General features: G+C 34.5%; 13 protein-coding genes. 8 read left to right on the top strand and 5 right to left on the bottom strand.

The features are described 5' to 3' along the window. Positions 1-13: 13 nt before the first annotated feature. The gene (locus A5866_RS12340; RefSeq protein ID WP_254907617.1) at positions 14-802 is read right to left on the bottom strand and encodes a LysR family transcriptional regulator; all 789 of its coding nucleotides are present in this window, start codon (positions 800-802) and stop codon (positions 14-16) included. A 103-nt stretch (positions 803-905) separates the two neighbouring features. Between A5866_RS12340 and A5866_RS12335 the strand changes: the two genes are divergently transcribed. Beyond that, positions 906-1,445: a DUF4865 family protein gene (locus tag A5866_RS12335; protein ID WP_086445234.1), complete on the top strand. Its 540-nt coding sequence runs from the start codon at positions 906-908 to the stop codon at positions 1,443-1,445. A gap of 55 nt (positions 1,446-1,500) precedes the next feature. On the opposite strand, the gene A5866_RS12330 is transcribed toward A5866_RS12335, so the two are convergent. After that, positions 1,501-2,061, bottom strand: a complete 561-nt coding sequence (locus tag A5866_RS12330; protein ID WP_086277348.1) for a DNA-3-methyladenine glycosylase I — start codon at positions 2,059-2,061, stop codon at positions 1,501-1,503. A gap of 186 nt (positions 2,062-2,247) precedes the next feature. Here A5866_RS12330 and A5866_RS12325 point away from each other — a divergent pair, with 186 nt between their 5' ends. Next, entirely contained in the window at positions 2,248-3,189 is a 942-nt protein-coding gene (locus tag A5866_RS12325) for a DMT family transporter (RefSeq protein ID WP_086277350.1), read from the top strand. Positions 3,190-3,758: 569 nt separating this feature from the next. Here the strand turns inward: A5866_RS12325 and A5866_RS12320 are convergent. Together A5866_RS12320 and A5866_RS12315 are read right to left on the bottom strand one after the other, a co-directional pair. Then, a complete protein-coding gene (locus A5866_RS12320; RefSeq protein WP_086445235.1) occupies positions 3,759-4,457 on the bottom strand; it encodes a glucosamine-6-phosphate deaminase in 699 nt (232 codons plus the stop codon). A 192-nt stretch (positions 4,458-4,649) separates the two neighbouring features. Further along, positions 4,650-5,414 carry a C39 family peptidase gene (locus A5866_RS12315; RefSeq protein ID WP_086277353.1) on the bottom strand — a complete coding sequence of 255 codons (765 nt, stop codon included), beginning with the start codon at positions 5,412-5,414 and terminating at the stop codon, positions 4,650-4,652. Between the two features lie 240 nt (positions 5,415-5,654). Between A5866_RS12315 and A5866_RS12310 the strand changes: the two genes are divergently transcribed. The 6 genes from A5866_RS12310 to A5866_RS12285 all read left to right on the top strand — a co-directional run bounded on the left by A5866_RS12310 (position 5,655) and on the right by A5866_RS12285 (position 8,845). Continuing rightward, the gene (locus A5866_RS12310) at positions 5,655-6,020 is read left to right on the top strand and encodes a hypothetical protein (protein ID WP_086277355.1); all 366 of its coding nucleotides are present in this window, start codon (positions 5,655-5,657) and stop codon (positions 6,018-6,020) included. A gap of 105 nt (positions 6,021-6,125) precedes the next feature. Next, a complete protein-coding gene (locus A5866_RS12305; RefSeq protein ID WP_086445236.1) occupies positions 6,126-6,602 on the top strand; it encodes a GNAT family N-acetyltransferase in 477 nt (158 codons plus the stop codon). 106 nt (positions 6,603-6,708) lie between these two features. After that, the gene (locus tag A5866_RS12300) at positions 6,709-7,176 is read left to right on the top strand and encodes a GNAT family N-acetyltransferase (RefSeq protein ID WP_086277359.1); all 468 of its coding nucleotides are present in this window, start codon (positions 6,709-6,711) and stop codon (positions 7,174-7,176) included. Between the two features lie 22 nt (positions 7,177-7,198). Next, positions 7,199-7,582: an ACT domain-containing protein gene (locus A5866_RS12295; protein WP_086277361.1), complete on the top strand. Its 384-nt coding sequence runs from the start codon at positions 7,199-7,201 to the stop codon at positions 7,580-7,582. A gap of 98 nt (positions 7,583-7,680) precedes the next feature. After that, positions 7,681-8,412 carry a class I SAM-dependent methyltransferase gene (locus A5866_RS12290; protein WP_086445237.1) on the top strand — a complete coding sequence of 244 codons (732 nt, stop codon included), beginning with the start codon at positions 7,681-7,683 and terminating at the stop codon, positions 8,410-8,412. 34 nt (positions 8,413-8,446) lie between these two features. Continuing rightward, entirely contained in the window at positions 8,447-8,845 is a 399-nt protein-coding gene (locus A5866_RS12285; protein ID WP_086277365.1) for a DUF1622 domain-containing protein, read from the top strand. A 277-nt stretch (positions 8,846-9,122) separates the two neighbouring features. Here the strand turns inward: A5866_RS12285 and A5866_RS12280 are convergent, their stop codons facing one another. Then, entirely contained in the window at positions 9,123-12,119 is a 2,997-nt protein-coding gene (locus A5866_RS12280) for a hypothetical protein (protein ID WP_339099682.1), read from the bottom strand. Positions 12,120-12,168 lie beyond the last annotated feature (49 nt).

Raw genomic sequence — 12,168 nt, 5'->3', positions numbered from 1 at the left:
AATCAAATCCTCCCTATATCAAGCCGCTGCTTTGCTCTAAAAATGAACGAACATAACGTCTGTTTATTTCATTTCCAGCGATATATATAGGAACTTGTTGTTCTATTTTATTGAAAAGCAACGACTGATTCTGTTTCTCCTGAACAAATCGTTCAGGTAAAAGCGACCGGCCAGCTCCTTTTTTTATTAGGTCGATCATCAAGTAAATAGTGTCGACTTCGACAATTTTACATGTCAGCGGATTGATTAAAGACAGCATCATCTTTCTATATGGACATTCCTTATCTCGGCTAATCAGGTATACATCTTGGACACCTGAGGCAGATAGCCAGCCAACCGTTTCAGTGAATAAAATCGTGTTGGTAAGAGTCGTCGTTTTGTTGGTAACCAATACATCCAGCACTTTTTTTCTATACATCGTCTCTAAACAGACTGTTGTATCAATAAATAGCTCGATTGTCGGCTGATGATCAATGGCCGCCGCTAAATCAAAATAATTAGAAGCGATCGTTTGGGTACAGCCAATTTTTATCGGTACTTTTTTGTAATGCTTTTCGATTTCGTCAATCTGATTCAAAATGACCGTTGCATACTCTACTAATTTTTCCCCTTCTGGAAGTAGTATAACGCCTCGATTCGTGCGCTCAAAGAGCCTAACGGTCAATTCTTGTTCCAGCAGTTTGATTCGTTCAGTCACATTGGACTGAGCGTATCCCATGATTCTGGCAGCTTCCGACATTGAACCTGCAGCAGCTACACATTGAAAGATTGCTAAATCATTCAATTCCATCTTACCACCCATTTCTTGCTATCACAATTACTGATAACATATATCATTTTTTCGTATTATGCAATACTTTTTCAAAAGAATATACTGGATTTATCAAGAATAGGAGCTGATTTGAATGAATGCTATGCAATACAAAATAATTTTACCGAATGATTACGACATATCACTGATTCGACAACGTGTTGAAGAGAATGGTTCAAAAACAGATGGCTTTAAGGGTCTACTATTTAAAGCGTATCTTATTTCAGAAAAAGCAGCCGGTGCAGTTTCCAATTCATATGCCCCTTTATATGTATGGAACGACTCTGAAGGAATGAATCAATTTATTTTTGGCGGTTTTTACGATGCTATCATCCGCGACTTTGGTTGGCAAAATTGTCAAATCGGTGTTCCTTTAACTGTAGATCTAGCAACTAATTTTACTGATTCTACTTATTTATTGGAACAAACCGTGACAATTGACGAACAACTTTCTTTGGAAAAGCTGCCAGACAAGTTGTTAAAGCTCAAAGACAAGTTACCTAAAAATAGCTTGGGAAATCTCATTGTCTATAATCCAGATAAATGGCAAGCAGCAATTTTTGGGTTTTATGCTGAGAAACCTGACAAAACCAGTGCTGCTCTTTATGAAATCCTGCACATTTCTTCTAATTAAGTGTTCAGGTCCTGAGATCAGTCATTCTCTCAGGACCTGAACAATATGATATATGTTACTTTTTGCACTTAAAACAATGCTGAACATGATCATCTACCATACCAGTAGCTTGCATAAAAGCATAGACAGTTGTCGTTCCTAAAAATTTGAACCCTTTTTTCTTTAAGTCTTTGCTAATTATATCAGAGAGTTCTGTTGACGCAGGAACCTGTTTGATCTCTTTCCAACGATTTATAATAGGTTCGTTCTCTACGTAAGCCCAAATAAATTGATCAAAACTTCCGTATTCCTCTTGGATCTGCATAAATACTTTTGCATTATTAATCGTTGCATTGATTTTTAGTTTATTCCGAATAATTCCTGGATCTTCTAGTAAAGAATCGATTTTTTCTTGAGTATATGCAGCAATTTTTACATAATCAAATTGATCATATGCACTAGTCAGTGTATCTCGCTTTTTAAGGATCGTAGACCAGCTTAAGCCAGCTTGCATACTTTCTAAAATCAACATTTCAAATAGTTTTTGATCGCCATGTTCTGCCGTTCCCCACTCTTCATCGTGGTAGTTCACCTCCAGTTCATTTCCATTAGCCCAATCACACCGAATTTTATCCATACTCGTCTCCATTCTTTTTATCCAAGCATAACACGAGAACGTATGTTTTGTAAATCTGCTAGAATTGTCTAATTAAGTGCAATACCTTTTTGGATAACCTTTTTTACAGTTTACTTTTCTGCTAAAATGAAAAAGTATATCAACGAAAATCAAATCTTTTAATAATTAGTCATTGGAGGGAATTACTTGTTTTCAAAGATAGTTAAAAATCAAAGATCAAAAGGAATTTTATTAGCAGTAACTGGTGCAATTCTTTGGGGAATAAACGGCACTTTTGTTGATTTAGTATTTTCCACATTAAAAGCCCCTGTAGAATGGGTTGTAGGGACTAGATTGTTAGGAGCAGGAATAATAATTCTACTATATTCAATACTTATAAAAAAAGAGAAAATATTTTCAATATTTAAATCTAGCAAAGATATGAGCATATTATTTTTATTTGCACTGATAGGCATGAGTGGCTGTCAATATCTATTTTTTTTATCAATAGAAAAAAACGGTGCTGGTTTAGCAACTATTCTTCAATTTACTAGTCCAATCTTTATTTATCTTTATTTAGTTTTGAAAAAAGAGAAAAAAATGTTTTTACAAGAATTATTTTATATCATGCTTACCTTTTTAGGTGTCTTTTTAGTTGTTACACGAGGTAATCTAACAAAATTAGATGTCAACATTTTGGGTTTATTAATAGGAATAGGTTCAGCTATTGGAGTTACTTTTTATACATTACAGCCCCGCAGAATCTTAAAAAAATATGGTTCATCTGTTGTAGTTGGTTGGGGAATGTTAATTGGAGGAGGAGTATTTCAGTTTGTCCACCCAATTTGGCAACCGGGTTTTAATATCGATAAAAAGGTCATTTTATATATGGGATTTATAATCGTTATTGGTACCGCCGTTTCGTTTTGTTGTTACTTAGGCAGTTTGAATTATATTGAAGCATCATTATCAAATATAACAGCTGCTTTAGAGCCTCTAGTCGCCAATATTTTAACACCATTGCTTTTAAATCAAATTCTTCCACCAATACAAATAATCGGAATTGGTATTGTATTATTGTCCGTACTATTATTTGCAAATTTTAGTGAAAAGAATAGAAAAAATGAAAGTTTGAAACTGAATAAGTAATACGACATAGTCATTATAATATTTAAAAAATTATTTCTTTGTGAGTATATATTTGAAACAGTAGTTATAATAGGTGTTTTCCATCCTAATCATTTTCTAGGTTAGCTGTTTAATTTATAAATGACGCATTTAATATATTTTTCTGAAACAGATGTCGTGTCAGTATCTTTCGGTAATTACTCACATACTAACTCATTCGTATTCTTATTTATGCCGCGTTGCCATGGGGACCAAGAGTCTGAAAAGTAGCAGCTTATACCACATAAGCTATTAAAGTACTCATATTTTGCAAATTCTAGTCCTTATCTGGTGTAATAGTTTTGCGTTGCTTTTTGTTTAGAGGAGATAATAATTTTACAAACATATCCCTTACAAAAATAGAATCATTTTTGGAAATTCTCCCCGCCAGTAAAAACCGATATTTTCAATCAACTAGTATAAGTAGGCAAGACTTTCCACTGTGTCCTAATACAGAATCCGCTTCCCAGTGACCAAGTTTTTCTCTAGTCTCCGCTTTTGGTGGTTAAAAAAAAAGATTAAGGCAAATTAGCACCTTAATCTTTTTTATTTTATTTATTCAGTTTACTTGCTGCTTCTTCGTCTAAAATGACTGTCAAATTAGGATGCAACTGTAAAATGGATGCTGGAAATTCTTCTGTAACAGGTCCTTGCAACACATTTTTAACCATTTCAGCTTTTTTCTCACCGTTGACGATCAAAATCAAGTGCTTCACTCGCATGACACTAACGGGTCCCATCGTTACAAATTCCATACCTTTTTCCATCTCACCGGGCACAAACCATGGTTCTTCTCCTGAAACCTTCACTTTATAGGTTAGATTCTCGAAACTAGTTGTTGTCGGCATATTTCCACAGAAGTGTCCATCTCCGCCTAAACCAATCAACATTGCATCTAATCCACCTTCTAAAGCTAAACGTTGATCTTGTTCTTTATAGTTTTCTACAGTTAAAGGATGGACATTTGCTTCATTGATATTAGCTGGATTCAAGTACAATTTACGCAAATCAGTAATCGTGATTCCTTCCGCTTGATTTGGTACTGGGATTTCATCAAAATTATAATAATGAACATTTGCGTAATCTGGTGATTCTTTTACGATCTCCACCATTTTTTTATACACGCCAACAGGAGTATTCCCAGCTGTAATAGACAAGTTGACACGTTTATCTTGGCTCATATGGCCTATTAAAATATTTTTAGTCATTTCACTCATTGCTTCAAAGTCTTTTTCGATGATAATTTTCATTTGGTTCACTCCATTTCCTTTTTATACCTTGATTGTATAATGTGGGAACCATCCCATGTCAATGGTTTTTACAAAAAAAGTAAAGCGTTCTCTTTTTGTAGTAGCCGAAAAAGCCAACCATACATACCGGTTGACCTTCTATTCACTATTCGAATAAACGGCGAAACAGAAGTAACTCCTTCTGTCCCAACTTTATTTATATACCGCCCAGAAATTCATTGCTTCATTCAGTAGTTCATCTGCAGTAAATTCTTTTATCGAGTGGCCTTTTGTCTCAGAGTCATTTGGATCATTTACCCAAAATTTCCCATTATTTGTGCCGCTTAATACCATAATATGACCCGTTTCAGTAAATAGCCCTGGTTTTACCGAGATGATCACAGGATGTTTTTGTTTTAATTGTTCTTCTACCGCTGTCATATCTGTTTCAAGATCTTCAAATTGATAGCCTTTTTCCATCGCAAAATCAGAAAATACGGACCAAGCTGTCCCTTCACCTTCTACAAAGTAATCATTTTTCGACCAATTTAAAATATCTTGCGGTGTATATTGTTTATTATCTAAGAAAGAAGACACCATTGCTAATGATACAATTGCACAGCCATTGATTTCCAATGTATTCCCATCAGGGTTGCCCATGCCATAAGGTGTCGCTTTCCATTTATCGTCTGTTTGCAATAATAAGTTGATCGGCATCCGATTAGCAAATTTATTTTGACTTAACTCTTCATTGACTTGTTCCGTGTATGTTAGTTTTTTAACTTTTTCTGGCTCTTTTTTACTTTCACTTGTCTCAGTTATTTTTACTTCATTCGCTTTGCCGTCATTAAATAAGGCTGAAAAGCCGCTACCTTCTGCCATCGGTGCCACCTTAGCTAAAAGAGCTCCAGCAAAGGCTGTGCCAACTAGTAATGCTATAATAGAAACTTTTGATTTTTTTGTCTGTTTTTGTTTCATTGATATCTCCCTCTTTTAAGTTGAAAGCGTTGAGTCGTTACTTACTTTCAAACAAATTACATAAATGTAATTAGTACTTCTAATATTACTGAAACTATAGAAAAAAGCAAGTAGGAATAATTCTTTACAAGATTATTACGAACATATTTTCTTGAATTATTTGACTTTATTAGGTAGAATGGTAGTATCTGATTGTTCAGAGTCTGACAGTAGTAGTAAATTCGTGAAGGAGGTAGAAGAATGGACAATAACCACAAATCAACAATGAAAAGTATTTCAAAATTGATCAGCCAATCTTCCCAAAGTTTCTTTTCGGCATTTTTAGACGACTCTAAAGATAGACAGAGCAAAAATAAAGAGCGTGAAGAAATTCTTAAGAAATTACAAGTTGCTTCTGCTCAAAAAAGTTTAGTTGTTCTACAATTAAAAGAAGTGCCGACTTCGCAAAAGTTTGAAACAGTATCTGGATGGATCGTTTCCAAGAGCATTGGTGATTCGATCATGTTGCGTTTACAAGAAGACAGCCAACAAATCCGAATGATCACTGTTGACCATATAAAAAAAGTAAGTACCTTGTCTAAAAATGACAAGCGCCTTATTAAGTAATCAAAATAGCCAGAGAGAAATACTTTTACTTCTCTCTGGCTATTTTTTATTGAAAACTATAATCCTATTCATGATAAAATAAACAAAAAGGTCTTGGAGGACATTATGAGCAACCCAATCAAACAGCTTTCAACCATCAATACATCAGAACTTAAAGCAGCTCTTGCACTTGTTCAGCGGGTTTTTCTTGAGTTTGAAGCACCTGATTATTCTGATGAAGGAATCCAACATTTCAAGCAGTTTATCTCTTTTGATACAATTACGCAGCAATTAGCAGCGCAAGAATTAACGCTTTGGGCCTATTTCTCTAATGAAGTAACCATAACCGGGTTGATTGCAGTGCGTTTGCCAAACCACATATCCTTGCTTTTTGTGGATAAGACATTTCATAGAAAAGGAATTGCTCGTCAGCTTATGAAAACAGCGACTACATATTGCCAAACGGTCCACATGGCAACCCAACTAACATTGAACTCTTCACCTTATGCGCTTGACGCCTATCACCATCTCGGCTTTATACCAATAGACAGTCAACAAGAAGTTGATGGTATTATTTTCACGCCAATGAAAAAAATATTATAAAGCAACTGCACAAGACCTCTCAAACAAGTTATACTATAAGTATAAAGGAATTGCTATTTTCCTATCGGCTAAAATAAGCACATTACGCTAAGCAGGAGGAAAACTCATGTACCTAAAAATGTACGATGATACGCACCAAACTTTTATTAATGATTATTGCCTATCACAAAAGAAACGGCGCTATGTCCGTGAGCCAAAAATCGCTATTGCTTTAACTAAAAAAGATCCGCATCGTCATGGTGTTCTCGTTTTTGAACACGATCAGCTCGTTGCCTTCTTGACTCTTTATGAAGCACAAGGCGGTAGCCACTATTCTACCAATAAAAATAATATTTTAGTGCAAGACTTTTCTACTGATTATCGTCACTTAGGGAAAGGCTATGCCAAACAAGCGACTTATTTGTTGCCAGCATTTATTCATCAGCACTTTTCAACGATCGATCAACTTACAATCGTCGTGAATGAAGACAAAGCATTCACCCAATCTTTATGTCGACAAGCAGGCTTTAAAGAGACTGACAATCGCCTTCCAGCTATTTACGGGTCTCAGGTCTTTTTAGAAATCCCGATTTAACATACTACTTGGAGGAAAACAAATGCAGTTAAAACTACTAGATACACTAAACTATGCTATTATAAAATTTCCGGTCGATACCCCAATTCCTGCTTCATTCCATAAAATCAAAGCATTTAAGAGCCTGACTTACACACACGATGAATGTTCTGTGATTGTACCTTCTGGCTCGCTTGAGACAGATCTTGCTCTTTCTATTGATGAGGACTGGTTCATTATTCAGATCGTCGGCGAACTAGATTTTTCTTTAGTAGGGATTTTGACACAATTGGCTAATCCTTTAGCTGACAATCAGATCTCGATTTTCGCTTTATCCACATACAATACCGATTATCTTTTAATCAAAAATAAAGACAAAACGAAAGCCATCCAAGTTTTGAGTGATTGTGGTCATATTTTTCAATAAACGGATACTAGCTTCCCTAAATTCTCTTTTATGGGTATTCTCTTCACAATCTGGTACAATTAATAAGACAAAAGTACGTTCATTAAAGGAGACACCGTATGAAAAACGAATATGACAATCCTAATTTTTTTGACGCTTATAGCCAAATGGATCGTTCAAAAAAAGGGCTTGAGGGTGCTGGTGAATGCCATGAGTTAAAAAAATCACTACCTGATTTCACTGGAAAAACCGTTCTAGATCTCGGTTGCGGCTATGGTTGGCATTGCCGTTATGCCGTTGAAAATGGTGCTGAAAAAGTCATTGGCATCGATCTATCTGAACGAATGATCGAAAAAGCAAAAGAGATGACCGATTCTTCAAAAATCACTTATCATTTAATGGGTATGGATGAAATCGATGGACTAAATGAAACATTCGATATCGTGATCAGCTCTTTAGCACTTCATTATGTCCCTTCATTTGATGATATTGCTAAAAAAGTCAATCATTGTTTGAACTCTGGCGGCGATTTTATTTTCTCTACAGAACATCCGATTTTCACAGCACAAGGAACGGAAGATTGGATTTATGATCAAAAAGGGCAGCCACTTTATTGGCCAGTTGATCGCTACTTTGATGAAAGTATTCGTGAGACACTATTTTTAGGTGAAACCGTAATGAAATATCACAAAACCTTGACTACTTATTTGGACGGACTATTAACAAATGGCTTTCAAATCACTCGTTTGGTTGAACCGATGCCCGCTCCTGAAATGCTTGAAGCAAGTGCCCAAATGAGAGATGAATTGCGTAGGCCAATGATGCTGTTGGTTTCTGCAAAAAAATTATGAGCCTTTCTAAAGTACAGGAAACGGGGGGAAATGAATGCACGATTTAGCCCAAAATATCATGGATAATTTAATTCCTTTCTTTGATTTATTCATTTTAGCGTTAAATATTTTTTCGATCGTCGTCTTAATTTGGGGCGTGATTATGTCTGGAATCGATTTTCTAAAAAGCGAACGAGCAAACCGAAATCGTGTTGTGATGGCGCGCCAAAATAATTTCATCAAAAGTTTTCTAGGTAGTTACATTCTCCTTAGTTTAGAAATACTGATTGCTGCAGATATCATTGAATCGATTATCAAACCAACTTTTCAAGATATTTTAAAATTGGCTATTTTAGTAGTGATCCGAACGGTAATCTCCTACTTCTTGCATAAAGAAATTGAAGATGCTTTAAAAGATAAGGAAAATGAAGCCGACGAAAAAAAGGTCATCTGAGCACATCTGATGCCTTTTTTTACTATGCATGACTTTTATTTGTTGAATAAATCCAATAGAAATAGAGAATAAACTGATTTGTCAATGAGTTTATTCTCTATTTCTAGTATGGCTTGTATGCAATAACTGTAATGAAAATTAGACAGTTCCACTTAAAGTCTAATACGATCGGATAAGCGTATTTATTCAAAGAAATAGGGCTATTCCATTCCGATAGTGAATGATCCATCGTCACCTCTTCCTTGTAATATTTTTTAGCTTTATCCTGAAATACAAATTACCTTATCGGGTCAGTAGTCAACTGCCAAGTCAAATATCCTATATAATTACCTATATAGTCTCGTTGGGTCCTCGATATGTTCATCCCAATGCCAACTTCTTCAATAGAATTACCTAATATTGTTATAAATTCTTGTAACGGTTTTTTTGCTTTTTGAGTACTTAAAATGTTGTCTGACGTTGAAATTATAGTTTTTGTTTTGTCTGCATTTTGATAGAATAGCTGTCCATCTAACAGTCGGTTATCTGTGTTTCGCTGGAACGGTTGAGATAACTGAGCATGTAGAGTCCAATTAACTGTTCTATTTGTGTTTAATATTTTTACGTTCTCAATCAATCTATCTGATGGGTAAATAACTGTTTCTTTATTAAGAAGTAGTCTAGGATCAATAATTCCAAAATTGATTTTTTCTGGTACTGAAACTAATTTCGTAACGGGCTTATAATAATAAGTAATTGAAAAATCTGTTGTTGGAACTTTAGTGTATTCTTGCGCATTCGCCTCTGTATTGGTTATGTATGAATCTACAGCAACATCGTCGTAACCATCAAAATTCAATTTCAAATCGCCATCAGTAATAAAGGTTGATATTATTTTTGCGATTGAATCTCCCGCATTTACAGCCTTCTCATCTCCACTTTTCGTAGTAGAATCTACCAATGCTTTTGAAAATATAGCCTTTTTGTCATTTTTATCTATATAGTTCACAGTCATCTTAACTACCGTTTTTTCATAGATGATCCTATAATTTTGAAGCTTACTAGTTGCAATGATAGGTAAGCTTGATTCTTTTCCGGTATCTTTGTTTGTAAGACTTTTTGGGTGATAATTATCTATCACTGGATACTTATCCAGTAAATTAGTATTCAGTCTATATGATGTTCCGTTAAAGGTGGTGGCCTCTCTTAATTTATTTCCATCCGCATCAGTGTATTCAATACTTATTGGTTGCGGAATTCCTGATGAGTAGACAATATCTGTCTCATCAACGTTAGATTCTTTTTGCGAATTATATGATGAATATTCAACATAAAATCCACTTAATAATTCAGTATTTTCACTTAAATCATTCCAAAATCTTCCCGCATTAACAAAGGCAAATTGTAAATAAGCTTCTTGATTGTTGTAATTATTTGGTTCAATTGTAGAGGCCGGGGAACCATTGCGAATATTACTAAAATTGTTAAACTCTCCTGGAACAGCGTAATCAATTTTGCTATTGTAGATAGTATTATCAAAAAAATTTTTACCTGATTCTGGCCCATCTGCCCAGTACCATTTATTTGCCTGTGTTGCATCAATATTCAGAATCGAATCAATTTTAATAGGATCCAAAATTTTCTCAGTCCCTATAAGAGAGCGAGTTCCACCTAGCCATCCCGGATTCTTAGCAATATTATCATAAATGAAATCTTGTTCTTCTTGAGAGGTTATTGTGGTCAAATAGCCTGTAAGCCCTTTGTAGTTCAATGTTTTCGCATAATTATAGGCATCCTTCCAAGTCATCTTACTTACGCCTAACTCTTTATACGGGACATAACTATAATAATGAGTTATTCCATCATCATCAACTCTGCTCGTTAATATTTTATTATGAAAAAGAATTTCAACTTGTTGATCATCTTTTAAGTCTGTTTGATTTACAGTAAAATTTACGCTTTCCAACAATAAGTTTATATCGCTTGCCGTAGCTAGATTACCATTACTAGAAAATGTCCAAGATTTTTTTTCTCCAGGACTCGTTTCATTAAGAAAATAAGTCCATTTAGAAGGTAATTTTAAATTATCTAAATTGGATAAAGAAAATGCATTTGGCACAATTAGTTCGATACTTTTAGAGTAGTTTGCTAGCGATTCATAAACCGTTGCATCAACTATTTTTGCAGTATTATTTTGGCGCTCAATCTTAAATATAGTATCTTCGGGTATCGTTTTATTAATTACAAAATCTGTTTCATCTTTAATCGTTTCTTCTTGATTACCATATTGCGAATATTCAATGTAGAGCCCATCTGGCAAAGTAGAATTTAATGCCAAGTCGTTCCAATGATCTCCACCATGTGCAAATTGTAAATAAGCTTCAACACCATTGTAATTGTTTGGTTCAACATAATCTGCTGATAGACCATTTTTAGAATTGGAAAACCAATTATAGATATTTGGAACTGAATAGTCTGTTGCAGCATTATACTTTGCATTATTAAAAAATACAGTTCCCGCCTCTGGACCATCTGCCCAGTACCATTTATTTGCAGTAGAACTACTTATATTTAAGCTATTTACGTCAAGTTGATCTTGATCTGAGATTTTAGAGTTGCTATTAAGAGCTCTTGTACCACCTAGCCATCCAGCAACTTTTGCAATATTATTATAAATAAATGACTGTTCTTGGTTAGAGGTAATGGTTGCCAAGTACCCTTTTAATCCCCGATATTTAGTTGTTTTTGCATAATTGTAAGCATCTGACCATGTCATTTCATTAACACCAATATCTGAATATGGAACAAAACTATAATAATGAGTAATATTATCGTCATCAACACGACTTGTTAATATCTTATTGTGAAATAAAACTTCTATATTATCTCCCTCAACAAATGTATCTTTATCAATAGTAAAGTTCAGACTCTGAAGTAGATTAACTAATTGTGTGACATTCGCCGAAGAACCATTACTTGAAAATGTATATGAATTCTTACTCGAGGTATTGCTTGTTTCATTTTTGTAGTATGTCCAATTTGATGGAAGTACCGCTGTGTTGCCATTGCTCAATGCTATTGATTTAGGTGTGACAACTTCGATACTTTTGGTATATTTAGATAAGTCCTCCGAAATATTTACACTTACAAGCTTGATATCATTTCTCGATCGTTTAACTTCAAAATCTCCTTTTATTTCAGATGCTGCATACGAAAAATTTGATATAGAACATGTTACAATACAAGAAACAAGGATCAATACTATTTTCCAATAGTTGCTCTTCTTTTTCTTCATACATTACGCTCCTCTTTTAATATAGATTGTTACAGTAACTTTCTCGCAA

The sequence above is a fragment of the Enterococcus sp. 12C11_DIV0727 genome (genome assembly GCF_002148425.2).
GTDB classification, from domain to species: Bacteria; Bacillota; Bacilli; order Lactobacillales; family Enterococcaceae; genus Enterococcus_L; species Enterococcus_L lemimoniae.
The sequence above is the reverse complement of the archived record's forward strand: the minus strand, read 5'-3'. Positions and strand labels throughout refer to the sequence as shown.

Bases quoted from the DNA above. Each gene is read 5' to 3' on its own strand.
- A5866_RS12305 (WP_086445236.1), top strand. From the start codon at position 6,126: ATGAGCAACCCAATCAAACAGCTTTCAACCATCAATACATCAGAACTT.
- A5866_RS12295 (WP_086277361.1), top strand. From the start codon at position 7,199: ATGCAGTTAAAACTACTAGATACACTAAACTATGCTATTATAAAATTT.
- A5866_RS12290 (WP_086445237.1), top strand. From the start codon at position 7,681: ATGAAAAACGAATATGACAATCCTAATTTTTTTGACGCTTATAGCCAA.
- A5866_RS12335 (WP_086445234.1), top strand. From the start codon at position 906: ATGAATGCTATGCAATACAAAATAATTTTACCGAATGATTACGACATA.
- A5866_RS12340 (WP_254907617.1), bottom strand. From the start codon at position 802: ATGGGTGGTAAGATGGAATTGAATGATTTAGCAATCTTTCAATGTGTA.
- A5866_RS12280 (WP_339099682.1), bottom strand. From the start codon at position 12,119: ATGAAGAAAAAGAAGAGCAACTATTGGAAAATAGTATTGATCCTTGTT.
- A5866_RS12310 (WP_086277355.1), top strand. From the start codon at position 5,655: ATGGACAATAACCACAAATCAACAATGAAAAGTATTTCAAAATTGATC.
- A5866_RS12320 (WP_086445235.1), bottom strand. From the start codon at position 4,457: ATGAAAATTATCATCGAAAAAGACTTTGAAGCAATGAGTGAAATGACT.
- A5866_RS12285 (WP_086277365.1), top strand. From the start codon at position 8,447: ATGCACGATTTAGCCCAAAATATCATGGATAATTTAATTCCTTTCTTT.
- A5866_RS12330 (WP_086277348.1), bottom strand. From the start codon at position 2,061: ATGGATAAAATTCGGTGTGATTGGGCTAATGGAAATGAACTGGAGGTG.
- A5866_RS12315 (WP_086277353.1), bottom strand. From the start codon at position 5,414: ATGAAACAAAAACAGACAAAAAAATCAAAAGTTTCTATTATAGCATTA.
- A5866_RS12300 (WP_086277359.1), top strand. From the start codon at position 6,709: ATGTACCTAAAAATGTACGATGATACGCACCAAACTTTTATTAATGAT.